Consider the following 22120-nt stretch of genomic DNA (forward strand, 5'->3'; position numbering starts at 1 on the left):
AACAACCAATCTGTTCTAGTTTGGTTCGCGAGAACTGTGCTGAAATACGCTCCAATTCTTAATATGAAAGCCATCATTATGATGTTTGGAGCTTAAATGTTTGATGTAGTTGAATTGTCGCGTTTACAGTTTGCGCTAACCGCTATGTTCCACTTTCTTTTCGTCCCTCTGACTATCGGTATGTCGTGCTTACTGGCAATCATGGAGTCGATCTATGTACTTACCGGTAAACAAATTTATCAAGACATGACCCGCTTCTGGGGCAAACTGTTCGGCATTAATTTTGCCTTGGGTGTCACGACGGGTTTAACCATGGAGTTCCAGTTCGGCACCAACTGGTCTTATTATTCTCACTATGTTGGCGATATTTTCGGGGCACCTTTAGCCATCGAAGCGCTTGTCGCATTTTTCCTAGAATCTACCTTTGTTGGATTGTTCTTCTTCGGCTGGGAAAGGCTATCTAAACGCCAACACCTTTTAGTGACTTGGCTGGTGGCTCTGGGCTCAAGCTTCTCTGCACTGTGGATTTTGGTTGCTAACGGTTGGATGCAAAACCCGATTGGATCAGAGTTCAATTACCAAACCATGCGTATGGAAATGACCAGCTTTGCCGACGTGGTGCTTAATCCTGTCGCACAAGTTAAATTCCTGCATACCGTGGCATCAGCGTATACCTGTGGATCAATGTTTATCCTTGGTGTGAGCTCTTACTACTTGCTTAAAGGTCGTGACGTTGCTTTTGCAAAACGTTCGTTTGCTGTCGCAGCTTCGTTTGGCATTGCTTCTATTATCTCGGTGATCGTATTAGGTGATGAGTCGGGCTATGAACTGGGTGATGTTCAAAAAGTGAAACTTGCGGCAATTGAAGCGGAATGGCACACAGAACCCGCACCTGCGGCATTTACCTTGTTCGGATTACCAAACCAAGAGAAAGGCAAAACCGACTTCGCGGTCAAAATCCCTTATGTGATGGGAATTATTGCGACGCGATCTCTGGATGAGCAAGTAACGGGCCTTCATGACCTACGCGACCAACACCTCGTCCGCATTCGGAACGGAATCATCGCTTATGAATTGCTGGAGCGTTTACGATCAGGTGATACCTCTTATGAGACGGAACAAGCCTTTGATCAAACCAAGCACGATCTCGGCTATGGCTTATTACTCAAGCGTTATACCCATACCGTAACCGATGCGACTGAACAGCAAATCCAACAAGCGGCTGATGATTCAATCCCAACTGTCTGGCCACTTTTCTGGTCATTCCGAATCATGGTGGGCTGTGGCTTCATTATGTTGTTTGTCTTTGGTGCGGCCTTCCTGCAAACCTACCGTAAAAACATTACGCAAAAGCCTTGGCTACTGAAAGCGGCACTATGGTCAATTCCATTACCTTGGATTGCCATTGAAGCTGGCTGGTTTGTTGCGGAATATGGCCGTCAGCCTTGGGCTGTAGGTGAAATCCTTCCTGTGACGGTGGCGGCTTCTTCTCAAACCGTTGAAAACCTGCTTACGTCTCTTGCTCTCATTATTAGCCTGTATACCGTATTCATCATTGTTGAAAGTTACTTGATGATTACCGTGGCTAAAAAAGGCCCAAGCAGTTTAAAAACGGGTCGCTATCACTATGAACAAAATACAACTTCACTTGAAGCCAAATTGGCACAACAAGTTCAACAATAAGGTGACTGACTCATGTTCGAATATGACACATTGCGTTTAATTTGGTGGGTTCTGATTGGTGTACTGCTGATTGGTTTTATGATCACCGATGGTTTTGATATGGGAGTGGGGGCGTTGTTACCGTTTATTGGTAAAACGAACGCTGAAAGACGAGTGATGATTAATTCCATCGCGCCCCATTGGGACGGCAACCAAGTTTGGTTAATTACCGCAGGTGGCGCGTTGTTTGCGGCTTGGCCTTTGGTTTATGCGACATCGTTTTCAAGTCTTTATGTAGCGATGTATTTGGTGCTTATTTCACTGTGGTTACGTCCTTTGGCGCTTGAGTATCGAGCAAAGATCGACAGCGATCAGTGGCGACAAGTATGTGACTTAGCAATCTCTTTCTCAGGCTTCTTCCCACCTATCTTGTTTGGGGTGGCGTTTGGCAATTTGATGCAAGGCTTACCTTTTACACTAAATAGCTTATTGATGGTTGAGTACCATGGTTCGTTTATCGATTTAATTAATCCAGTTGCGCTTTTGTGTGGTTTGGTTGGGTTATTGATGGCGCTGTTACAAGGCAGTGCATGGTTGATGATGAAAACCACAGACGCAGTGTACAAAAAGGCAAGAACGGTGACGCAGGCGAGTGCGGTACTTGTCGCTTTCCTTATGGTGGTTGGCTGTATGGCGATTAACCATAGTGATGGGTATGTGATAGTCAGTGCGATGGATCATAATTCGGCTTCGAATCCTTTGAACAAAGAAGTCGTCACACAAGCAGGCGCTTGGTTAACCAACTTCGATACGTACTCTTGGATGTGGTTCGCACCGCTCGGCAGCGTGACGATTCCATTGTTGGCTTTGATTGGCGCAAGGTTAAAATGGGATGCGATTGCTTTTATTAGTTCAAGCCTGACTAACGCTTGCATCATCTTAACGGCTGGTTTCTCGATGTTCCCGTTTATTATCCCGTCTAGCGTTAATCCGAGTCATAGCCTAACGTTGTGGGATTCAACCTCCAGTGAACTGACCTTGAACATCATGACAGGTGTGGCGTTTGTGATGGTGCCAATCATCCTGTGTTATACCGCGTTCAGTTACCGAACCATGTTTGGACGACTCGATAGCGAGTATGTCGAACGTAATGGCCATTCACTGTATTAAGGAGTTTCTCATGTGGTATTTTGTTTGGATATTGGGTTTATTTCTAGCCTCTGCTTTTGCGGTTTTGAATGTCATCAGCCTAGAAAAAAGTGACTCAGAAACTGAACGCTGATTGACGTTTGATTCATAAAAGGCCAGAAGCATGATGCTCTGGTCTTTTTTACACCTAAATCATGGCTTTGCTGCTTTATGAACGAGTGGCATAAAATGGTAAGACTTGAATCGGGTGAATAACTAGAATTATCTCAAACGAAACAAGTGAGCTAGCACTTAACGTGGTCACTTTATCTAATTCGAATGGATGCTTTGAAAACTCGAGAGAGGATTAACTTATGTACGAACTAACACTGATTCTAAGTCTAATGATGGGTGGTGCAGACAGCACAGCAGAAATGGAAGTTAACACTCAATTTACGACTCTTGAGCAATGTAATGAAGAAGGCGCAGCGTTAGCTAAGAAGCTCAATGCTACGGATCTTAAAGTCATGCAAGTTCAATGTGAACGTGACTAATCAAGAGAGCTAGTTTAACAATATGGGCACATATCTTTGTGTCCATATCACATCAACATAATAACCTATTCTTTATTCTCTCTATCGGAAACTCTTCCGTTAGCCACTACAAGTAAAACCATACTATTAACACGCCTTCGTCAAAATACTATTTCCCCTCCACTTACTAATTCCTTAATTTGAAACAATTTCATCTAACCTATTGTTAAATATTTACTATTTGTTAGTGTGTTTAGGTGCACATTAAGGATGTGTTTCATATTTAGCGAAGAAATATTAGGAGTTGCGATGAGTATTATAGTGAGACGGTCTGAACCGTCAGATGCAAAGGGAATCAAAGAAGTTTACGAATGCACTAATGCTTATACCGGTACGCTGCAACTCCCAAATCCATCTCTGGAAAGCTGGCAAAAACGAATCTCTAATATGCCTGATAACGTGTACTCGTATGTCGCGATGATCGACGATGAGATTGTTGGCAACTTGGGAATGGAAGTGTGTGTGAACCCAAGGAGACGACATGTGGCTTCATTTGGTATGGGTGTTAAAGACGATGTGTTAGGCAAAGGCGTTGGTAGCCAACTGCTCGCAACAGCAATCGACTTGTGTGATAACTGGATTAACATCAAGCGAATGGAGTTAACGGTATACACCGATAATGAAAGAGCGATCAGCCTGTATAAGAAATTTGGCTTCGTGATTGAAGGAGAGTCCGCAGGATTCGCTTTCAGAAATGGCGAATATGTGGCGGCTTATCATATGGCGCGACTGGTATAGCGCTTAGCTACACACAGTTAGAATTTACGGACAGATAATAAAACGCCACGTTATTTAAACGTGGCGTTTGCTATTCAAGTTAGCTGAAGCTTTTAACCGCTTCAGTCTTAACCTTACTTAAGCCGTGAGTGGCTCAAGGTGCGCAGGGCGGTAGTATACAGATTTTAGTACCTTACCTTGGCGAACTGTCTTGCCTTCAGATACGAAATCTTCCGCACATTTAGCGATGATGTATTCGCCTTTTTGAACCGCCATCAGCTTGATGTTTTGCTCAGCATAGAAAGCTTCTGTTTCAGCGTATTCAGTTTCGTTGCGACATACTTTGCTCATGTTGCTTGAATGTACTTCGTCCCAGCAAGGCAAGAAGTCGATTGAACGGTTTTTAGAAACATTCAATAGCAGGTCGATCAGGTAGCTGATTGCTAGGTTGTCTTCTACCTTAGCTTGGCCAAGGTGAACCAAACGTCCCATCAAAACATAAACGCTGTCTACAATAGCGTCCGCTTGTTCGATTTTAGAGTCAGCTTCTGCAAGTTCTGTTAGTTCTTCGATCGCTAGAGAGGTATGTAGCGTATCGCCTTTTTCGTCCATTGTTTCAGGAGCAGCAACAGGCAGATCAAAAGTACTGCGGAACTCTTCAATGTCGCGGTAAAGGTGATCGTAGATTTCTTGGCTTAGTTGAGAAAGGTTCATTTTCCTATCCATTCTGTTTCGTTAATGGATTATTTTACCAAAGCTAGGAATAGGGTGCTAACGCAAAGTCGAAGAAGTCGACTTTTATTCATTGGACCAATGAGGTATTTTGCATACAAACTAATTGATTATTATGTTTTTTTACACTTTACTCTTCTTAATATACCAAATATTAATGTTGCCATTAACTTCAGCAGCAGCGGAATCCCATTTATGAACCAAGCCAGTGAAAGCGAAATTGTTATACGCCGCTTGTATCAAATAACCAATGATTATCGAAAGGGCTTCGATATTCAAATCGCTCAGCTGCTTATTATGGGGCTTGAACGCTTCAACCTTGATATTGGTATCTTATCGAAAGTCGATGGCAATGCTTACGTTGTTGAACATTGTGTTACGCCTGAAGGAGTAGAACTCAATAGCGGTGACACCTTCGATTATCGTTCGACTTATTGCGAAATTACTTGTAAATCGATTGGTCCTATCTGCATTGAGCATTGTGGTAAACACGATAAGTATGCGACTCATCCTGCCTATCAGTCTTTTGGTTTGGAGTCATACATTGGTATTCCCATTTTCGTTAATGATGAGCTTTATGGCACCTTAAACTTTTCAAGCCCAGAGCCTTATCATCGTGAGTTCAAAGAGTTCGATATCGACGTGATGAGGCTAATGGCCTCATGGATCGAAGTAGAGCTGGTTAGAAGACAACAAGAACGAAAACTCAAAGAGCTCAATGAGAAGTTAGAGTACCAAGCTATGTACGATCCTTTGACACATTTACCAAATAGACGTTGCTTGTTCAAAACGTTGAATGCGGAAGTCGAGCAGTTAAAAGGCTCTTTAGGAAAAGGAACCTTGGCAGTTGTCGACATCGATTTCTTTAAACAGGTCAATGACACTTATGGCCACCAAATGGGTGATGTTGTCTTAAAGAAAGTGGCGAACGTGCTAAGTAATAACACTCAAGAGGGTGAGTTTGTCGCGCGTTTTGGTGGTGAAGAGTTTATTCTTTGGTACCCAAATAAAACACCAAGTTGTGTAGAAGATAAGCTCATGACTCTTTTGCAAGAGATGAAGAAAATCACGCTGGATAGAAAGCCTGTTACTATATCAATCGGTGCGTGTCATTTTGAGTTGAGTACAGGGGATACCAAAGGGGAAAGGATGTCGGCGTTAGATAAGCTAATCAAAGTTGCCGATGAATGTCTGTACATTGCGAAACAAAATGGACGAGATCAGTTTATTTCTCGTCCATATCATCAAGAGCGCTCAGGAATATGAGCCAGCATGTTAGAGATTAACTGAACAGGTAAGGGAATAGCTTACGACGTTCTTCCGGCGTTAAAGACTCAACTCTCGCGATGTTGGTATCAGGAATCGCTTCAGGGTTAGGGTAGTGCTTCAACACCTTTTCCATACTCGCTTCACGAATCAAATGGTAAACCGGATACGGAGAACGGTTCGTTAGGTTTTCATCGTCTTCTGGATCTGCACCGCCAAAGCAATAGTCTGGGTGGAAGGTTGCCACTTGGTAAACGCCTTCCCAATCTTCTTGCTTGATCAGCGCTTCAATCCAATCAATGAACATGTTGTAATCGAAGAAATCTTGCAGCATGTTAGGAACCACAACCAGAGTCGTCTCTAGTTCAGCGACTGGTGTGTTATCTAACTCTACGAAATGCGTCATGATGTCTTCCAACAACGCTTCTTCCGTATTCGCTTCACTCACAAAGATCTTAATCTGTTTATTACGTTGTGGCTTGGCTGCAAATGGACACAGGTTTAGGCCAATAACGACATCGTCTAACCACTGTTTTACTTGGTCGTGGATGGTTTGAAGATCTGTGCTTTGAGTGTTCGACATAACAGGTTCCGAAATGAAATTTTGCGTAGGATATCAGAACGGACGTTAATCAAAAGCAATAATTGAGTTACAACCTCAGTCGTACTTATGCTTGTGCGAGTTTGGACGCCGATACTTGGCGCTGTTTTAACTGGTAGACCCAAGCAAATATCGCAACATAGAAGATTGAACCGCCCGCGATCACGCCATTCCAACCGAACAGTTGCCAGCAATATAGGAGTAAGAAACCACCTAAACTGCCACCTATGTAGTAGTGGACTAAGTAAAGTGCCGTTGCTGTCGCTTTCGCGCTCGGCGCTTTTTGACTCACCCAAGAGTAGGCAAGGGTATGGGCAAAGAACGCACCGCCACTAATCAATAACAAGCCCGCTAGCATGAACGGGACTTTATCGACCGCAGAAACCAGCATTCCAATTAAGCTAATGCACACGCCCATCAATATACCGTTTAACGGATCGAAACGAAGTGTCCATTTGTTTGAGAGCTTAGAGCTCACCGTACCGGCCAAGTAACATAAGAATATCAGCGAAGCTAAACCAACGGGCACCGAGTGAGGCGCAGATACGAGCCTAAAGCCCATTACTGAATACAGGTTAACGAACAGGGCAAAGTTAGCACCACCAATCAGCATAGCTAACCAAAGTGTACGGTTTCTTAAGTGCATCATTACAGATCGGTTATGATGAAAGAACAGCCCTTTCTGTGGTTTGAAGTTTTGTTGGTCAGGCAGGCTATACGCAATATAGAGTGCGCCAAGCAAAGAGCCGACAACGAAAAACAAAACTGTCGCATGCCAGTCGAAATAATCCGTAATCAAGCCACCTAATACACGCCCGAAGATACCGCCTAGTGAGTTAGCCGCAATATAACCACCAATCGCGACTGCGAATGCTTTGGGTGATAATTCTTCCACCATGTAGGCAACCGCCACGCCTGCAAAAGCAGCAACTGCGATTCCCATGAACGCTCGCGCAATAACAAGCTGTAGTAGGGTAGTCGTGAACACCATACTCAGCCCAATCAAAGGAATAGCGAACAGACTGAACAGAATTATGGGTTTTCGGCCAAAGGTTTCAGAAGCGATCGCCCAAGGCACCAAGCTGATGGAAAGCCCAAGTGTTGTCGCGGCAAACAGCCAGTTGATTTGAGTTTCCGAAACTTGGAAGTGCTCCGCCATGTGCGGCAAGATTGGCTGAAAGAGGTAAAGGTTACAGAAAATGATAAACGAGCCAATCGCCAATGATTGGGTGATGCGTTTGTATTGAGGACTGCCTTTATCAAACATTTACGTTGTGCCTGCACGAGTTAGTAAGCTATTTGTGAACAAGTTATCAGCACAAGTGTGATTAAAGAAATATATTAAAAATATCACCTCTATATATTTAATATATCGCCATGCTTGAATCAAAACCACTTCGACATTTTCTGGCTGTTGCGCAGTTTGGTAACTTCACTCAGGCCGCCAAAGCGCTGCATATAGCACAGCCTGCATTGAGTATCTCCATTAAAAAACTCGAACAAACACTTGAGTTGATTCTATTCCGTCGAGGAGATAAATCCGTCACCTTAACCGAGGAGGGAAAGGTACTGTTTGAGCATGCGAAGCGAATAGCCCAGCAGTTTGATGACGCTCAACTCGCGATGAATGAGCTAAAGGGGCTAGAAAAAGGCGAGGTTCGATTAGGCGCTCCAAGCATGATGGGCAGCTACTTTTTCCCTCAAGTTGTGATGGCATTTAAAAGCCAATACCCAAATCTAAAGTTGACCTTGATTGATGCCGGCACCGCTTCTATTCGTGAAATGTTGTTAAACGGCGAACTCGATATCGGCGTAATCAACCATGAGAATGTCCCTGATGATCTTGAAACTGACCACCTGTTAAGCTCAGAAATGCTAGCCGTAGTTGGCAAAGATCATCCACTGGCAACGCAACCGTCCATCACCTTTGAAGAATTTTTCGCTCAAGAGCTGATTATGTTCAAATCAGGCTACTTCCACCGTGATTTTATTGATGCGACTTGCAAGAAGTACAACCTAGACATGACCATCGCCTTCGAAACCAATTTGTTACCGATGATTCTTTCTATCGTGAAGCGAGAGTTTGCCATTACTGCGCTGCTTAGCTTGGTTACAGAATACGAGGAAGACGTAGTAGGCGTGCCATTTAAAGACCCTGTGAAACTGAATCTATCTTTGGCGTGGAGAAAAGAAGGGTACCTGTCAAAAGCAGACCGAACCTTTATCGACTTCGTTAAGCGGTATGTGTGATTTAGAATGCAATAGACAAAACAAAGCCCGAACATCCTAGGTTGGACATTCGGGCTTTGTTTGTAGAAATATAAGTCTCTTAAATCACGTTAAGTGTTCTTTGAGTTATACATCTTATCGAAGTTCTTCTGATTCCAGCCGACCATCACTTGATCGCCGATCTTAAGCACGGGGATAGAACGAGCACCCATCGCTTGCAATTCTTTACGACCACGCTGCATCTTTGCATTCGTCAGGCGGTAAACAATTTTCTTAGAGTCTAAATACCTTTGGGCATCTTTACAGTGCGGGCATTTGTCTGCGACGTACAATACAACACGTTTCATTTTTTCATTCTCTTGGTGAATCTCGCTAAAGTGTAACGAATCCTAGGTGATTAGAAAAGTGTGATCAGTTACACTATGCGGCTCAATTTTCAAGACCACAACGTATTGTCGTGGTGTAACTTGTACGGTCTTTCAGCATGCATCCTTCTTTACGCTATATTCAAGGCTATCCTAAGCACATTCTTGATCCTGTTACTCAACTTGTAGAGTCGGGTAAATTGGTGCCTTGGTTTGAAGCTCGCTACCCAAAGAATCATGAAATCAAAAGTGAGAAAGCCCTGTTTGACTATGCGATTGAGATAAAAAATCGCTACATGAAAAAAACACCACCGATCAGCAAAGTGATTTACGACGGCAAGATACACCTAATCAACAATGCGTTAGGTCTTCATTCTTACGTTGCGAAGAATCACGGTGGAAAGATCAAATCGAAGAATGAAATTCGTATCGCCAGTGTTTTTAAAAATGCACCAGAACCTTTGCTAAGAATGCTGGTGGTACACGAACTGGCGCATATCAAAGAGAAAGAGCACGACAAAGCCTTTTACCAACTATGCTGTCACATGGAACCGGAATATCATCAACTTGAGTTGGATGCCCGTTTATTCATGATGTATTTAGATTTAAAGAAGTAGCCCAATGAGCCAATCACAAAATAGAACGACGCTAAGCCTGTCGAAAAACAGTACTTCATCAGCAAAAACAAAAGACAACCAAGCTGATGTTAAGCCAAGTACAGCTAAGCCAAGCAGCGACAAGCGTATTTCTACCAAGAAAACATCTGATAAAAGTCGCAAGAATAGTGCACCTAAAGGCGCGGGCAATAACAAAGCAAAGCGACCTTTTGCAAAAGACAGCAAAGGCAAACCGGGTGCAAATAAAGGATCATCTAATAAGGGTTCTTTCAATAAAACGGCTTTTAACAAGAACGCAGCCCAGAAAAGACGCTCGGCTGAAAAACCTCAAGGTGGATTACACCCAAGAAACCAGCACACTGGCCGCTATAACTTCGAGTTGTTGGTTGCAGCCTTGCCTGAGCTAAAAGAGCATCTGATCAAGAACCCCTTGGGTGAAGACACCATTAATTTCTCTGATCCATTGGCCGTTAAGCTACTCAACAAAGCTTTGTTGGCACATCACTATGGCGTTAAACATTGGGATATTCCTGCTGGTTACTTGTGTCCGCCAATTCCTGGCCGTGCAGACTACATTCACAGAGTAGCCGACATCCTTAATAGCGATGGTCAAGGCGAACCCTATAATCATGCTTCTGTGAAAGCATTAGATATTGGTGTTGGTGCAAACTGTATCTACCCAATCATTGGTGCGACAGAGTATAAGTGGCGCTGCACGGGAACTGATGTCGATTCAGTCTCTATCAAAACAGCGAACTTCATAGCGGAAAGTAACCCTAATCTAAAAGGTAAGATCCGCGCTCGCCTACAAGCTGACTCTGAATCTATCTTTAAGGGCGTGATTAAGGATAATGAACGTTACGATGTCACTATTTGTAACCCTCCATTCCACAGCTCTCTTGAAGAGGCGGAAAAGGGGTCACAACGTAAACTGGATAATCTAGCGGCGAACCGTGCTAAAAAAGCCGGTCAGTCATTCAAGCCTGAAACGAACAAGAAGCCAGTTAAGTTAGATAAATCAGCTAAGCAAGCTAAACCAACCTTAAATTTTGGTGGCCAAAAAGCCGAGCTTTGGTGCCCAGGTGGTGAAGCCGCTTTCATTATGAAGATGGCGAGAGAGAGTCAACTTTTTGCTACTCAAGTCTTGTGGTTTACGACATTGATTTCTAAGAAAGACAATGTCGATATGGTTCGTTCAGAGTTGGGTAAGCTGCGAGCTAAACAAGTGAAAGTCGTCGAGATGTCACAAGGCCAGAAGGTAAGTCGCTTTATCGCATGGACCTTTATGGACGACGAGCAAAGACAAGAGTGGATTGCGCTTAAATAGTCGCTGCTCTTAGTTAAGGCATTAAACTGAAATACGGACGGGCCTGTTGTTAACGCAACAAGCCCGTTTTTTGTGTTTTGCCTATACGCTAAGCAGAAAGCAACTCATCTAACTTGCTCTGATATTTCTGCTCTAGAGCTCTGTTGCCTGCTTTATTTTCGAGATCGACCAAGATTTTAAGCGATGGAATTTGATAGCCATAACGCTGGTGGAATTTAAATAAACGGAGTCGAGCGTCATTGTAATCGGCGTCACTCACTTCAATTTTGGATAACTGTAGTATCGATTTTACGCGGTTTGGATCGTGGTCAATCGCTCTGCTGAAGTAGTACTTCGCTTGGTCGGTATTGCCAGCCTTAAATGCACAAAATGCGGCGTTTTCATAACTTGCAGACACCAAGTAGTAGTAGGGTTGGTCGATGGCGCGATTGAAGTACTTATCGGCTTGTTCGTATTCGCCTTGTTTACACAAGAAAGTACCGTAGTTGTTCAATACATTGCCGTTTCTTGAATCGAGACTGAGAGCTTTTCGGTAAGTGGTTCTTGCTTCGTCTGCTTCGCCCACTTTTTCGTAGTAATGCGCCATTGAAAGCCGAGCACGGTAGTAGCTAGGTGCGTGTTTAATCGCAAGCTCAAGGTTTTCACGTGCTCTTACCATATTACCTTGTCCCATATAGCCCAAACCTAATTCGATTCGAGATTCAGACATCGCGATAGGGTCACTTTCAATCTTTGGTGGGCCTTCAGTGACAGAGACGCAACCGACCAACGAAAGCAAGGCGAGTAGTACAACACTTGATAACGAAAGGCGGCGGGACAACGAAATCGGATTTGAAAATGATGGCTTGGCAGGCATGTGAAGCTCCTTATGAACACCAACCCATCATATGAAATCAAACCCATTGAAGTGGTAAATCTATTACGGAATGCGACCCACACACCATAAAAAAAACGCGTCCAATTCGTCGTTTTATCAACAACATACTGAACACGGCTTTATGTGTTTGTGAATCGGAAGAAAGAACTTAATCGTCTTTGGTAAAGTTGTCTTCGCTGAAGTGATCCAGATCGTAAGGCGTTTGTTGGTAAACACAGTAGTTTAGCCAATTTGAGAACAACAAGTGTCCGTGGCTACGCCAGCTTGCAACTGGTTTGTTGTCTGGATTGTTGTTCGGGTAGTAGTTGATTGGAATCACAGGCTCCATACCTTCACCCAAATCACGAATGTATTCATTGTGTAGTGTATGAGAGTCGTACTCGGGGTGACCGGTGACAAACACGTTTCGTTTATCTTTGGTCGCCGCTAGGTATACGCCCGCAACATCAGAAGTCGCAAGAACATCAAGGTCGGTATGTTCCGCTAAGTACTCTTGAGAGAAGTCCGCATAGCGAGAGTGCGGAGCTAAGAATGTATCGTCGAAGCCACGTAAAATAGGGTGGTATGGGTTATGAATCTCGTGGTTGTAAACACCAGACAGCTTCTCTTTACGAGTGCGTTTTGGCAAATCATACAGTAATTTCAAACCAGCCTGAGCCGCCCAACACACGTATAGCGTTGAAGTAACGTGCTTGTTTGCCCATTCCATGATGGTTTTCAGGTGATCCCAGTAGATCACATCTTCAAATTGAACCAAGCCAAGCGGCGCACCAGTGATGATCAATCCATCAAAGTTTCTTCCTTTGACCATTTCAAATTGGCGGTAGAAGTTATCAAGGTGTTCAGTTGGGGTGTTTTTACTTGGTCGGTCATCAATGCGCAGCAGCTCTACATCAACTTGCAATGGGCTGTTCGATAGTAGGCGTAAAAATTGAGTTTCAGTTTCAATCTTTTTCGGCATTAGGTTGAGGATCAAGACTCGAAGTGGACGAATTTCCTGTGTCGATGCTCTTGATAACGGCATAACGAAGATGTTTTCTTCACGAAGAACATCGGATGCTGGCAATTGGTCTGGAATGCGAATAGGCACAGCTTTCTCCCTAAGCTAGATATGTAGACGTCTATACATCTAAATCTATAGTAGTTTGATACGCTTGTCGATATGCAAAATGGATAGATGTAAATTATTTGTGTTTTCTATCAGAAGCTATCCAAGCGCTTCGAGGCGAGTCTCATTGTATTCAGTGATTATCTGAGTCGTGTTTAAGTAGTTGGTTTTCGGATGCTGAGCAGAGGCAGTTATCAGAGCAACTCGTTACTATTTACGATAAACTCATGTTTTCGAATTAGCCTGTAAAGTGACAGATGAAGTTAATACTCATTCGAGGGTTGCCCGGCTCTGGCAAATCAACAAAAGCAAAAACCTACGATGCATTGCATGTCGAAGCCGATATGTATTATGTGAATGAGCAAGGTGAGTACCATTTTGACCCTAGGCAGCTGCAACAAGCTCATGAGTGGTGTCAAAACACGGCTGAAAACGGCTTAAAGCAAGGGCTTGATGTGGTTGTTTCGAATACCTTTATTAAGCAGTGGGAAATGAAAGCCTATCGCCAACTTGCACTCAAATATAAAGCAGAATTGGTTATCGAAGTGTGCCGAGAGCAATATGGCACAATTCACGACATTGAGCCGTCGGTGATTAAGCGCATGGCAAAAGATTGGCAAGAATAGCCTCGTTTTTCCTTTGCTTGCGTGGCTGAATGGCAAATAGAATTAAATTTATAGAACAACTTCAAGGTAACGATTGAAATGGCAAAGCGCTCTGTTGTGGTCGACATGACATCTTACGGGATCTACACAACGTGGGATTCCAAATCTAAAGATCTTCCAAAAATCCAAGAGTTCACCACCACCGTTGATGCTGAAATCGACGTAGAATTTGGCTATATCTTGAATATCAAAAAAGCCAAAGGGGAGAAGCTCCGTTACTGCATTTATCACCCGAACATCACTACAGACAAAGGTGAAGTGCTCGAACCGTTCGATGGTGAAGAGTATGTCGGTAACAATGACTGGGATTTTTACTTAGGTGACACTATCTGGGCCCCAGTCTCGAACAAGTTAGGCAAATGGCGTATGACAGTCGAGCTAAAAGGCAACATCATCGCCGACAAAACATTCGACCTAGTAGCGAAAGACGAAAGCCAGTTCTGGAAGCGTAGGGGATTTTAGGTTCGACCTTCTATGTTCACCTAAACAGCAAAAAGCCGAGCATCGTGATGATGTCTCGGCTTTTTTCATTGTGCTAGATAGAAGTGACGACCTAACTAATGGATTAGATTATTGCGTTACGTAAGCCACAACAAACTCAGTGATAGCGACCATGTCTTTCACTGCAATGTACTCTTCAGTGGTGTGAACTTTCGCCATACCAGTAGAAAGGTTAACCGTTGTTAGGCCTTTCGCGTTGAAGTTGTTTGCATCACTACCGCCACCAGTGCGTTTAGTGTTCGCTGTTACGCCAAGCTTCTCAAACGCTGATTTGATAGAAAGAATATGCGGGTGGTCGTCTGCAATAACGAATGCATCGTAAGCACGAGTAGATTCGATTTCTACTTCAGCGCCAAACTGCTTCGCGCTCTCTTCGAATGTCGAGATCATGTGCTCAACTTGAGCCGTTAGCTTTTCGCCGTTTAGAGAACGAGCTTCAGCCACGACTTTAAGCTCTGGCATTACGATGTTAGTCGCTTGACCACCTTCAACAATACCAACGTTTGCTGTCGTTTCTTCATCGATACGAAGTAGGTTCATCTTAGTGATTGCGTCTGCAGCAACCTGAATTGCGCTGATGCCTTCTTCTGGCGCTAAACCAGCGTGAGCAGGGCGACCTTTGATCTTAGCAACAATCTTCTGCTGACCAGGCGCTGCGTTTACGATAGTGCCAATTGGACCGCCTGTATCAAGTACGATTGCGTGCTCAGATTGAATGTAAGACATGTCGAAGTTCAAAGAACCGAACAGACCGCCTTCTTCGAATACAGTAAACGCAATCTCGATAGTTTTGTGCTCTTGGCCTTCTGCTTTGATGCAACGAACCGCTTCCATGATAGCTGCGATACCAGACTTGTCGTCACCACCTAGAATTGTGTTGCCTTTTGAACGGATAATGCCGTCTTCGATTATTGGCTCAATGCCGATGCCTGGCGTTACTGTGTCCATGTGGCAGCTGAACACTGTGCTACCTGGAAGAGTGCCATCTAGACGAGCGTAGATGTTGAAACCGTTAGATACTTCTTCAGGAACCGCCAGTTTGTGAACTTCAAAACCTAGTTCACCGAGTTGCTCAGCCAAAGCTTCAGCAATCGCTTTTTCGTTACGAGATTCACTATCAATTTTCACTAGATCGCAGAAATGTTCTACAAGACGTTGTTCATTAATTTGGGTCATTGTTAATTCTCATTATGCTTCCGCTTGTTCAAAAAGAAGCCGCGGAGGTAGGAACAGGAAAATCACTATAACGCCAATGAGGTAGATGATTGTCTGAGTTAAATCAAGAAAGTTGCCTGATTATTCTAATTAATGAGAAAAACCCAACTCTGATCCACCAGTGCGCAGGATTTTAATCTGTATATCTGTCGGGTATAATGTTTGACCGCTTTTAAACATACGTCGATGAAATTGGAATGCAATCAATAATGGCACTGATAAATGAATAGAAACAATGTGTTAGGTTCATTCCTTTTAGTGGTGCTGATGAGTGTTGTGCTGGGGCTGTATTTGCTCTACCCAACTTATGACGACGATTTAAAGCATATTCGCCCTGAAAACCCGAGTGTTTATAGTCCAGAGAAAGAGTTATCACTCTCTCAATATGGATCTGCGTTGATCGATATTCTCGATGTATCTCGTGGTGACCCTAATTTAGCTTCCCAACAACTTGAGGCTCTCCAAGCCAAGTTCCCAGACCAAGATAAAGCCATCTATCGTGCTTACGAATTGATGATTTTGTCGAACCTCGCGCAACACAAGTTGGATACCAAAGCGGTTTCCGAATACGTCAGACAGATTAAAGCGCTCGCACAACACGAACATATGGGTTGGCTAAAGGCCCAATCTCTCGTTGAATTGGCGATCGAATACATCAGTACGGGTGAGCTAGCGGAATCTGAAATCCAAATCAGAGCAGCGATAGATATCGCAGAATCGCTTCACTATGAAGAGTTATTGATTAAGGCCTATAACACGGCTGGTGTCATCAATAACATCCGCAATGACTTTCCTGAAGCTCAATACTTTTTTCATAAAGGTTTAGACCTTGGCAAGAAGTACCCTCAACACATCTACAACAGTAAGTTAGTGTCAAACATGGCACTGCTTTATATCTATTTGGAAGACTGGCCTAAAGCGCTCAAGCTGATTAAAAGAGCCAAAAAACTTTATTACAAGAGTGGACTACTCGAAGCGTCTACCATCGGCGTGCTGCATGTGAATGAGTCTTTTGCTTATCTGCGCAGTGGTGATTTGGTCAAAGGGCGAGAAGCATATCAAAGTGCGGCTAAGCTTAATGGCGATAACGTGAGTGAACGATACAAAATCATCCTATTAAAAGCAGAGAGTGATGTGTTGTTGGCGGAAAAGCACTTTGAGTCAGCACGGCAAGTCGCAAACTTGTGTCTTAGATACCCAGGAGTGGACAAATACACACTTCAATTGGGGCAGTGTTACCTAAATAGAGCCTTAGCAAATATCGGTTTGAATCGAGATAATTTTGTCTTTGCTGATCTAAAGCGATCGTCTGCAATGTTCGATGTTGTGGGGACTCGCAGCTGGAAGGTCCTCGGCTTAAGAACACTTGCTGAATACTATGATTCAAGAGGCGACAGCGAGAACGCACTCCGCTACTTCAAGCTCTATTATAAGGGCAACAAAGCGCTGCTATTTGATAAGCGCCAGAGTGATATCTTTTTACTAGAGCAAGATTTCGCTACAGCATCATTAGCTCAAGAAAACGAACTGCTTAACGCAGAAAAAGAGTTAGGTGAGCTGACATTAGATAAGCAGCAGCTACGGAATCGAATTGTTGTCGCCTTGGGTATCATGGTGATGATAAGTGCCGCATTACTTTTGATTAGGTTACGCTCGATCCAGAAGACCAACAAAGAACTACTGAAGCAATCAACAAGATGCGAACTGACAGGTTTATACAATAGGCGTTATTTAGAGCAACGGTTAACTCAGCCGATGCCACATCCTTTGTCGTCGTTTGGGTATACGCTCGCTATTCTAGATTTAGACCGCTTCAAACAAGTAAATGATACTTATGGGCATGATATCGGTGACCAAGTGTTGGTGGAAGTCGCTCAACGTTTAGAGCAAATCTTATCAACAAGCGATGTAGTGGCAAGATGGGGTGGGGAAGAGTTTGTTTTGTTGCTGGCTGGGAATCAAGATCCTAATAAAGAGCTTGAGCTTATAAGGCAAGCGATCGCTGACCGACCGATTGAAACACATTCTGGCCCACTAGAATTAACCACATCGATTGGTGCGACGACTTATCTAACGGAGCAACAGTTGAATAGCCTTACCTATAAGAAACACTTGAAATCGGCAGACGATGCTTTGTATCAAGCTAAGCAGTCAGGGCGTAATAAAGTCGTTATTATTTGAGTGCCTAAACTTGGTTAATCCCCTGTAATCAAGAAACCTGAACTCCAATAACTAAGCGAATAAGAGTGCTTATCTGAACTAATACAGCTATCTACTCTTATTCGCTTAATTCATACTTTGATTTGGTTTGCTGGATTATTTAGCGACACCTTGGAGCATTTCAACCAATTCGCCTTCTGTCGCAGGTTCGCTAGCGAGTTCAATCACTGCCGAAGCGCCGCCTTTTAACATGTAGGCTTGGGTTCCGCAGTGGTCATAGTGGAACCATTTACCATCTACACATACGTCGGTATAACATCTTGGGTCTTGTTTAAGTTCCATATCAATTTCCTATTAACATTTGTCTAACGTTTTTCAGACTAGTTGATCACAAATCTAGGTAAATTGATCTAAATCAATCTAGAGTGTAATTGATGATTTGATTATCAAAATAGGAGAGGTATGTCTAGCGAAGGAGCAACCTCTCGCTAAACACTGCGCTCAAAGGTCGTGATTCTGGTTGGCAACTCTTGCTCTTTTGCTTGCCAGGTGATGCTTTTCTACATACGCTAGCCACTCTCTTAATCCCTATACAGACTTGATTGTGTTGGAAAATGACTAATATCTTTATCGTTGTAATTGTTCTGGTTGTGTTCTTTTACTTTATTCAAAAGTATGTGGTGAAACACGATGACACCAAAGACCACGCTTATCAGAAGAAAGGCGCGTTGATGTCGGCGCAACAGGCGACCTTCTATAACGCGCTTAAATCCGCTGTGGGCAACCATGGGGAAGTGTTTGCGAAAGTCAGCATGTCGAACGTGCTTGTGCCAGCTAAGACGAACAACAAGAAGAATTGGTTTATCGCCAACAACAAGATCTCACGTAGTTACTTCGACTTTGTTGTTTGCGATCCGCGAACGTTAGAGCCTCGCGTGATCATTGAACTTGATAACGGCAAAGAGCTCAATAAAGGGAAAGTCGACCGCGAAAAGCTACTGATTCACGTTTGCAAATCAGCAGGTTTACCTCTGATTGGTGCTTCAATTAAACACAGCTACCAAGTGAGCCGTTTGAAGAGGTTACTGGCAGCCCACATCGATCTAATCGAACCATCCAAAGAAGTTCGATTTTGTAAGAAGTGTGGTAGCCCGATGATCATCAAACTGGCAAGCCAAGGCGATTACAAAGGCCGACGCTTCTTCACTTGTAGCCGCCAGCCAAACTGCACCTATACCGAAAACTACAACGTTGTATTCGATGTAGATGAGGAAACGAACTAATATCTTGAGTCAAAATACTCAAGACAGCCGTAAATAGCACAAAGCGTGTCGTTGTATGTCGCCATAGAAGTAGAGATGAAATGTGATCTACTTCAAGCCATTGATCTGCTTTGTGTTTAAAATTTATTCTGATTGTTGTTTTTAAAAGCAAACGAACTGATTTGTGCAAATTTATCCTTGCACGCTACCCATTCACTCGTTATTATCCATCTCGTTCTGAAGCGTTAGCCACTTAGTAAAGCGGTTAGACAAGTTTCAAAGCATTGCCCGCTTAGCTCAGTTGGTTAGAGTACTTGCATGACATGCAAGGTGTCACTGGTTCGAGTCCAGTAGCGGGCACCAGATTCGTTCTTTATGAACAAGCAAAAAAGCCCACCTAGTGTGGGCTTTTTTGTGTCTGTAATTCCCCGCATTATGAATGTTCTAGTCTTCTCATCTATTATGAAGCTCTTTAGGGCTTGCCTATCCAATGTTGTAGTCCGAATGTAGATTAACGTTGCTAGAAAGGTCGTTAGCATCAAAAGAGGGGCATGAGAGTCGTCTACATCGACCTACCTTCTAATCCTCTATATCGTCGCTTGTGAGAGATTAAGCGAAAGCTAAGTCGTTCTATGTCTCCGAGATACACGTATTACCTAAATAGCTACACAGTGGACTTGTAGACGACTAATCGACAATCCCAACTGATCTCTTCGAAATACCGCCAAACACATAACCTTAGATCTTGTGACCAGTTTAATTATGAGTATGGCGATAAATAGATCTAAGTTCTTTCTGTTAATTAAATCTAAGCAATGAAAGGTTATATGTGCAGTTAAGTTTTGATTGATGAGCTATAGAATAAACAAATTTATAACGACGTTAATTATACTTATTATCTATGATTTGTTTCGGAGGTATATCAAGATGTATGGATTTATTAGTATCACACCCTAAGCTAGTGAATGTACCAGAGCGTGATTGCCAGATTTTAAGAGAACGTTATTGAGCTAAATCAGCAACAAATGTTTGTTTGTAATTAGTTGTGGTTTGTAGCTCTTTTTTTATCCATTGGTTAAACAAGCTAAAGTCAGAATGTATGTGCCAGAAGAGGGATGCAATAACTCGTTTACCAAAAAAATCAGGGTGGTCTGTAATGACCTTAAGCTTATTCTCTTTTACGTTACCATCGATAAGAAACCCGGGTAAAAATGCGATGCCTTTTTGCGCCTTACATAAGTCGATGATGGTCCCTAGGTCATCCAGTCGCCATAGGTTATATGCAGCGATGTTTGATAAGTTAAGAAGCTCTTCACAACCATCCATTAATAGGACTCGCTGTGATGGTGTGTGAGACTCAAAGGTTACCAAGTCTTCATGGGCTACCCACCAACAGTTGACGTGAAATAACTCCTCTATATTGAAGTCGTAATTTGTTTTGTGATAGGGGTTACCTAACGCTAGGTCTATCTTCCCTTCATTTATGTAGTTTCCTAAAACGAAACTCGGTTTCGTGACCACAAGTAAATTCACATTTGGGAATGCCTCTGAAAATGCCAATAGTGTCTTCTTTACGTTTTGATTGAACACCAACGGATCTATACCTACTCGGTAAACTATCTGGTCAGATATATTCATTTGTTGAGCAATGGTGACCAATTCTCGATATTTCGATACCACAGGTAAAGAGAGTTGGAATAGGCGTTCTCCTTTCTCCGTTAGCCAAACTTTAGAGTGTTCTCTATTAAATACATTGAAACCTAAATCTGACTCCAGATTCTGAACCGCTGTACTAACGGTTGACTGTGATTTTCCAAGCATGCGAGCAGCAGAGCTAAATGAACCTTCTTCAACTACTGCAATGAACGAAACAATATTTTCGAAATGTAGTTTCATGATTCGACTAACCTTTTGACACAAAGAAATTATATTTATTATTGTTTGTTGATTCGAAGAACAATAGCGTGATGATAATTGTATTTCAACAAGTTTTATAAGGAGTAATAAAGCTTGTTCAATTAATTCTTAGGTTGCTTCCAAACCTTATATAAACTTTAGACAAGTAATAATATTGACCTGTGTCTTACTTTTTCAAGTTTATAAATTTAAATTAATATTCTTTGTGGGAGTTGGCTTTATATGTAAGGTGTTGTTATTTAGCGATTTGTTTTTAATTCTTCTGTTTTTATTGTGCTTATTCTGATCATTTTTTGCTCGACCTATTGATTAAATCGATAGGGGGGTATTTTCCACTGAGTGGGGCGGTAATTATAATGACGACGAATTTTCAACAGCCCTTATAGGAAGAAATAATGATTACTAAGCTTTACGTGAAAACAAACATGTTTCTATCACAATTCAAGAACGATGAGCGCGGCGTAACTGCGATTGAATATGGTCTTATTGCTGTTGCAATGGCTGTATTAGTAACTACAGCAGTAGGCGCTGATGGCTTCATTGGTAAGCTAGAAGGTGCTTTTGAACAAGTAGCTACGGCTATTGAAACTGCTAGCAGCTAACATCAAGCCTTATTAGCTAATGTAGAAGATATCGAAAGATATTCGTGCCAGACCCATGTTTACATTGGTCTGGCTTGGTTAATTTACATCGTAAAATAAGATTTATTCTAACCAAATTTAGGTGGTACTTCCAATTTTTAGTCATGAATTGTATTTAGTGGCTTTGGCAATGCTGAGTATATATGTGTCGGTTACTGATTTTCTCTATCGCAAGATACAAAATTACGCCCTGTACGTATTGCTCTTCTTGCAGTGTTTCATATCCCCGTTAGATATTCAAATAATGAGCTTTTTACTGATGTTAGGTGGAGGGCTTATTCTTTATAAGCTGATATGGATTGGAGCTGGTGATATTAAATACGCCGTTATTTTGTCACTTACCATCCCTTTTGATGACTTATTATTGGCGTATATTCTGACGGCTTTTGCTGGTGGTATTTTAGCAGTTACTTATCTAATGAGTAAAAAATTAATAAGAGAAAATGCCCGTTACCAAGAGGGTATTCCATATGGGATAGCCATTAGCATTGGATTTTACTTAGTTATTTTAACTCAATCTACGCCACATATATAAAC

General features: G+C 42.7%; 24 protein-coding genes and 1 tRNA gene. 16 read left to right on the forward strand and 9 right to left on the reverse strand.

What is annotated here, in order from left to right; translation table 11 throughout:
- Positions 1 to 96 precede the first annotated feature (96 nt).
- The 5 genes from HRQ85_RS09185 (at position 97) to HRQ85_RS09205 (ending at position 4121) form a co-directional block, all read left to right on the forward strand.
- Positions 97 to 1683: a cytochrome ubiquinol oxidase subunit I gene (locus tag HRQ85_RS09185; RefSeq protein WP_172379415.1), complete on the forward strand. Its 1587-nt coding sequence runs from the start codon at positions 97 to 99 to the stop codon at positions 1681 to 1683.
- A 12-nt stretch (positions 1684 to 1695) separates the two neighbouring features.
- Entirely contained in the window at positions 1696 to 2832 is a 1137-nt protein-coding gene (gene cydB / locus HRQ85_RS09190) for a cytochrome d ubiquinol oxidase subunit II (RefSeq protein ID WP_172379416.1), read from the forward strand.
- Positions 2833 to 2842: 10 nt separating this feature from the next.
- Complete coding sequence (gene cydX, locus HRQ85_RS09195; protein WP_172379417.1) at positions 2843 to 2944, forward strand: cytochrome bd-I oxidase subunit CydX; 102 nt, start codon at positions 2843 to 2845, stop codon at positions 2942 to 2944.
- Positions 2945 to 3164: 220 nt separating this feature from the next.
- Complete coding sequence (locus tag HRQ85_RS09200) at positions 3165 to 3344, forward strand: hypothetical protein (RefSeq protein WP_004734908.1); 180 nt, start codon at positions 3165 to 3167, stop codon at positions 3342 to 3344.
- A gap of 288 nt (positions 3345 to 3632) precedes the next feature.
- On the forward strand, positions 3633 to 4121 hold the full coding sequence (locus tag HRQ85_RS09205) for a GNAT family N-acetyltransferase (RefSeq protein WP_017068284.1): 489 nt from the start codon (positions 3633 to 3635) through the stop codon (positions 4119 to 4121).
- Between the two features lie 117 nt (positions 4122 to 4238).
- On the opposite strand, the gene HRQ85_RS09210 is transcribed toward HRQ85_RS09205, so the two are convergent.
- Positions 4239 to 4814, reverse strand: a complete 576-nt coding sequence (locus tag HRQ85_RS09210) for a nucleoside triphosphate pyrophosphohydrolase family protein (RefSeq protein ID WP_172379418.1) — start codon at positions 4812 to 4814, stop codon at positions 4239 to 4241.
- Between the two features lie 213 nt (positions 4815 to 5027).
- On the opposite strand from HRQ85_RS09210, the gene HRQ85_RS09215 reads away from it, so the two are divergent.
- A complete protein-coding gene (locus HRQ85_RS09215; protein WP_172379419.1) occupies positions 5028 to 6098 on the forward strand; it encodes a sensor domain-containing diguanylate cyclase in 1071 nt (356 codons plus the stop codon).
- Positions 6099 to 6114: 16 nt separating this feature from the next.
- Here the strand turns inward: HRQ85_RS09215 and HRQ85_RS09220 are convergent, their stop codons facing one another.
- Together HRQ85_RS09220 and HRQ85_RS09225 are read right to left on the reverse strand one after the other, a co-directional pair.
- Positions 6115 to 6681, reverse strand: coding sequence for a DUF1415 domain-containing protein (locus HRQ85_RS09220; protein WP_017096948.1), 567 nt, complete (start codon positions 6679 to 6681; stop codon positions 6115 to 6117).
- Positions 6682 to 6766: 85 nt separating this feature from the next.
- Positions 6767 to 7966 carry an MFS transporter gene (locus HRQ85_RS09225; RefSeq protein ID WP_172379420.1) on the reverse strand — a complete coding sequence of 400 codons (1200 nt, stop codon included), beginning with the start codon at positions 7964 to 7966 and terminating at the stop codon, positions 6767 to 6769.
- Positions 7967 to 8076: 110 nt separating this feature from the next.
- Here HRQ85_RS09225 and HRQ85_RS09230 point away from each other — a divergent pair, with 110 nt between their 5' ends.
- Entirely contained in the window at positions 8077 to 8949 is an 873-nt protein-coding gene (locus HRQ85_RS09230) for a LysR family transcriptional regulator (RefSeq protein WP_017065533.1), read from the forward strand.
- Positions 8950 to 9038: 89 nt separating this feature from the next.
- Here the strand turns inward: HRQ85_RS09230 and HRQ85_RS09235 are convergent, their stop codons facing one another.
- The gene (locus tag HRQ85_RS09235) at positions 9039 to 9275 is read right to left on the reverse strand and encodes a glutaredoxin family protein (protein ID WP_016786183.1); all 237 of its coding nucleotides are present in this window, start codon (positions 9273 to 9275) and stop codon (positions 9039 to 9041) included.
- Positions 9276 to 9412: 137 nt separating this feature from the next.
- Here HRQ85_RS09235 and HRQ85_RS09240 point away from each other — a divergent pair, with 137 nt between their 5' ends.
- Together HRQ85_RS09240 and rlmF are read left to right on the forward strand one after the other, a co-directional pair.
- Complete coding sequence (locus HRQ85_RS09240; RefSeq protein WP_004734935.1) at positions 9413 to 9910, forward strand: YgjP-like metallopeptidase domain-containing protein; 498 nt, start codon at positions 9413 to 9415, stop codon at positions 9908 to 9910.
- Between the two features lie 4 nt (positions 9911 to 9914).
- Entirely contained in the window at positions 9915 to 11237 is a 1323-nt protein-coding gene (rlmF, locus tag HRQ85_RS09245; RefSeq protein WP_172379421.1) for a 23S rRNA (adenine(1618)-N(6))-methyltransferase RlmF, read from the forward strand.
- 88 nt (positions 11238 to 11325) lie between these two features.
- On the opposite strand, the gene pilW is transcribed toward rlmF, so the two are convergent.
- Positions 11326 to 12093, reverse strand: a complete 768-nt coding sequence (gene pilW, locus HRQ85_RS09250) for a type IV pilus biogenesis/stability protein PilW (RefSeq protein WP_172379422.1) — start codon at positions 12091 to 12093, stop codon at positions 11326 to 11328.
- Positions 12094 to 12262: 169 nt separating this feature from the next.
- The gene (gene metA, locus HRQ85_RS09255; protein ID WP_017059174.1) at positions 12263 to 13204 is read right to left on the reverse strand and encodes a homoserine O-acetyltransferase MetA; all 942 of its coding nucleotides are present in this window, start codon (positions 13202 to 13204) and stop codon (positions 12263 to 12265) included.
- A 275-nt stretch (positions 13205 to 13479) separates the two neighbouring features.
- Between metA and HRQ85_RS09260 the strand changes: the two genes are divergently transcribed.
- Positions 13480 to 13848: an ATP-binding protein gene (locus HRQ85_RS09260; RefSeq protein ID WP_172379423.1), complete on the forward strand. Its 369-nt coding sequence runs from the start codon at positions 13480 to 13482 to the stop codon at positions 13846 to 13848.
- Between the two features lie 78 nt (positions 13849 to 13926).
- Complete coding sequence (locus HRQ85_RS09265) at positions 13927 to 14349, forward strand: DUF3859 domain-containing protein (RefSeq protein WP_172379424.1); 423 nt, start codon at positions 13927 to 13929, stop codon at positions 14347 to 14349.
- A gap of 108 nt (positions 14350 to 14457) precedes the next feature.
- Here the strand turns inward: HRQ85_RS09265 and HRQ85_RS09270 are convergent, their stop codons facing one another.
- Complete coding sequence (locus tag HRQ85_RS09270; RefSeq protein ID WP_050645257.1) at positions 14458 to 15564, reverse strand: M20/M25/M40 family metallo-hydrolase; 1107 nt, start codon at positions 15562 to 15564, stop codon at positions 14458 to 14460.
- A gap of 261 nt (positions 15565 to 15825) precedes the next feature.
- Between HRQ85_RS09270 and HRQ85_RS09275 the strand changes: the two genes are divergently transcribed.
- Entirely contained in the window at positions 15826 to 17784 is a 1959-nt protein-coding gene (locus tag HRQ85_RS09275) for a tetratricopeptide repeat-containing diguanylate cyclase (protein WP_172379425.1), read from the forward strand.
- Between the two features lie 135 nt (positions 17785 to 17919).
- Here the strand turns inward: HRQ85_RS09275 and HRQ85_RS09280 are convergent, their stop codons facing one another.
- On the reverse strand, positions 17920 to 18105 hold the full coding sequence (locus tag HRQ85_RS09280) for a hypothetical protein (RefSeq protein WP_017059179.1): 186 nt from the start codon (positions 18103 to 18105) through the stop codon (positions 17920 to 17922).
- 272 nt (positions 18106 to 18377) lie between these two features.
- Between HRQ85_RS09280 and HRQ85_RS09285 the strand changes: the two genes are divergently transcribed.
- Together HRQ85_RS09285 and HRQ85_RS09290 are read left to right on the forward strand one after the other, a co-directional pair.
- The gene (locus HRQ85_RS09285; RefSeq protein ID WP_017630504.1) at positions 18378 to 19046 is read left to right on the forward strand and encodes a DUF2726 domain-containing protein; all 669 of its coding nucleotides are present in this window, start codon (positions 18378 to 18380) and stop codon (positions 19044 to 19046) included.
- A gap of 265 nt (positions 19047 to 19311) precedes the next feature.
- Positions 19312 to 19388 (forward strand) — tRNA-Val (locus HRQ85_RS09290).
- Positions 19389 to 20027: 639 nt separating this feature from the next.
- On the opposite strand, the gene HRQ85_RS09295 is transcribed toward HRQ85_RS09290, so the two are convergent.
- Positions 20028 to 20921, reverse strand: a complete 894-nt coding sequence (locus HRQ85_RS09295; protein WP_172379426.1) for a LysR family transcriptional regulator — start codon at positions 20919 to 20921, stop codon at positions 20028 to 20030.
- A gap of 416 nt (positions 20922 to 21337) precedes the next feature.
- Here HRQ85_RS09295 and HRQ85_RS09300 point away from each other — a divergent pair, with 416 nt between their 5' ends.
- Complete coding sequence (locus HRQ85_RS09300; RefSeq protein ID WP_019826707.1) at positions 21338 to 21544, forward strand: Flp family type IVb pilin; 207 nt, start codon at positions 21338 to 21340, stop codon at positions 21542 to 21544.
- 148 nt (positions 21545 to 21692) lie between these two features.
- On the forward strand, positions 21693 to 22118 hold the full coding sequence (locus HRQ85_RS09305) for a prepilin peptidase (RefSeq protein WP_172380046.1): 426 nt from the start codon (positions 21693 to 21695) through the stop codon (positions 22116 to 22118).
- Positions 22119 to 22120: the final 2 nt, after the last annotated feature.

It is taken from the genome of Vibrio sp. Vb339 (genome assembly GCF_902751245.1).
GTDB lineage: Bacteria > Pseudomonadota > Gammaproteobacteria > Enterobacterales > Vibrionaceae > Vibrio > Vibrio coralliirubri.

Coding starts and splice junctions, on each gene's coding strand:
- HRQ85_RS09240 (WP_004734935.1), top strand. CDS start 9,413: ATGCATCCTTCTTTACGCTATATTCAAGGCTATCCTAAGCACATTCTT.
- HRQ85_RS09275 (WP_172379425.1), top strand. CDS start 15,826: ATGAATAGAAACAATGTGTTAGGTTCATTCCTTTTAGTGGTGCTGATG.
- HRQ85_RS09200 (WP_004734908.1), top strand. CDS start 3,165: ATGTACGAACTAACACTGATTCTAAGTCTAATGATGGGTGGTGCAGAC.
- HRQ85_RS09185 (WP_172379415.1), top strand. CDS start 97: ATGTTTGATGTAGTTGAATTGTCGCGTTTACAGTTTGCGCTAACCGCT.
- HRQ85_RS09220 (WP_017096948.1), bottom strand. CDS start 6,681: ATGTCGAACACTCAAAGCACAGATCTTCAAACCATCCACGACCAAGTA.
- HRQ85_RS09235 (WP_016786183.1), bottom strand. CDS start 9,275: ATGAAACGTGTTGTATTGTACGTCGCAGACAAATGCCCGCACTGTAAA.
- HRQ85_RS09230 (WP_017065533.1), top strand. CDS start 8,077: ATGCTTGAATCAAAACCACTTCGACATTTTCTGGCTGTTGCGCAGTTT.
- HRQ85_RS09295 (WP_172379426.1), bottom strand. CDS start 20,921: ATGAAACTACATTTCGAAAATATTGTTTCGTTCATTGCAGTAGTTGAA.
- HRQ85_RS09210 (WP_172379418.1), bottom strand. CDS start 4,814: ATGAACCTTTCTCAACTAAGCCAAGAAATCTACGATCACCTTTACCGC.
- HRQ85_RS09270 (WP_050645257.1), bottom strand. CDS start 15,564: ATGACCCAAATTAATGAACAACGTCTTGTAGAACATTTCTGCGATCTA.
- HRQ85_RS09265 (WP_172379424.1), top strand. CDS start 13,927: ATGGCAAAGCGCTCTGTTGTGGTCGACATGACATCTTACGGGATCTAC.
- HRQ85_RS09215 (WP_172379419.1), top strand. CDS start 5,028: ATGAACCAAGCCAGTGAAAGCGAAATTGTTATACGCCGCTTGTATCAA.
- cydX (WP_172379417.1), top strand. CDS start 2,843: ATGTGGTATTTTGTTTGGATATTGGGTTTATTTCTAGCCTCTGCTTTT.
- HRQ85_RS09260 (WP_172379423.1), top strand. CDS start 13,480: ATGAAGTTAATACTCATTCGAGGGTTGCCCGGCTCTGGCAAATCAACA.
- pilW (WP_172379422.1), bottom strand. CDS start 12,093: ATGCCTGCCAAGCCATCATTTTCAAATCCGATTTCGTTGTCCCGCCGC.
- cydB (WP_172379416.1), top strand. CDS start 1,696: ATGTTCGAATATGACACATTGCGTTTAATTTGGTGGGTTCTGATTGGT.
- HRQ85_RS09285 (WP_017630504.1), top strand. CDS start 18,378: ATGACTAATATCTTTATCGTTGTAATTGTTCTGGTTGTGTTCTTTTAC.
- HRQ85_RS09280 (WP_017059179.1), bottom strand. CDS start 18,105: ATGGAACTTAAACAAGACCCAAGATGTTATACCGACGTATGTGTAGAT.
- HRQ85_RS09300 (WP_019826707.1), top strand. CDS start 21,338: ATGATTACTAAGCTTTACGTGAAAACAAACATGTTTCTATCACAATTC.
- HRQ85_RS09205 (WP_017068284.1), top strand. CDS start 3,633: ATGAGTATTATAGTGAGACGGTCTGAACCGTCAGATGCAAAGGGAATC.
- rlmF (WP_172379421.1), top strand. CDS start 9,915: ATGAGCCAATCACAAAATAGAACGACGCTAAGCCTGTCGAAAAACAGT.
- HRQ85_RS09225 (WP_172379420.1), bottom strand. CDS start 7,966: ATGTTTGATAAAGGCAGTCCTCAATACAAACGCATCACCCAATCATTG.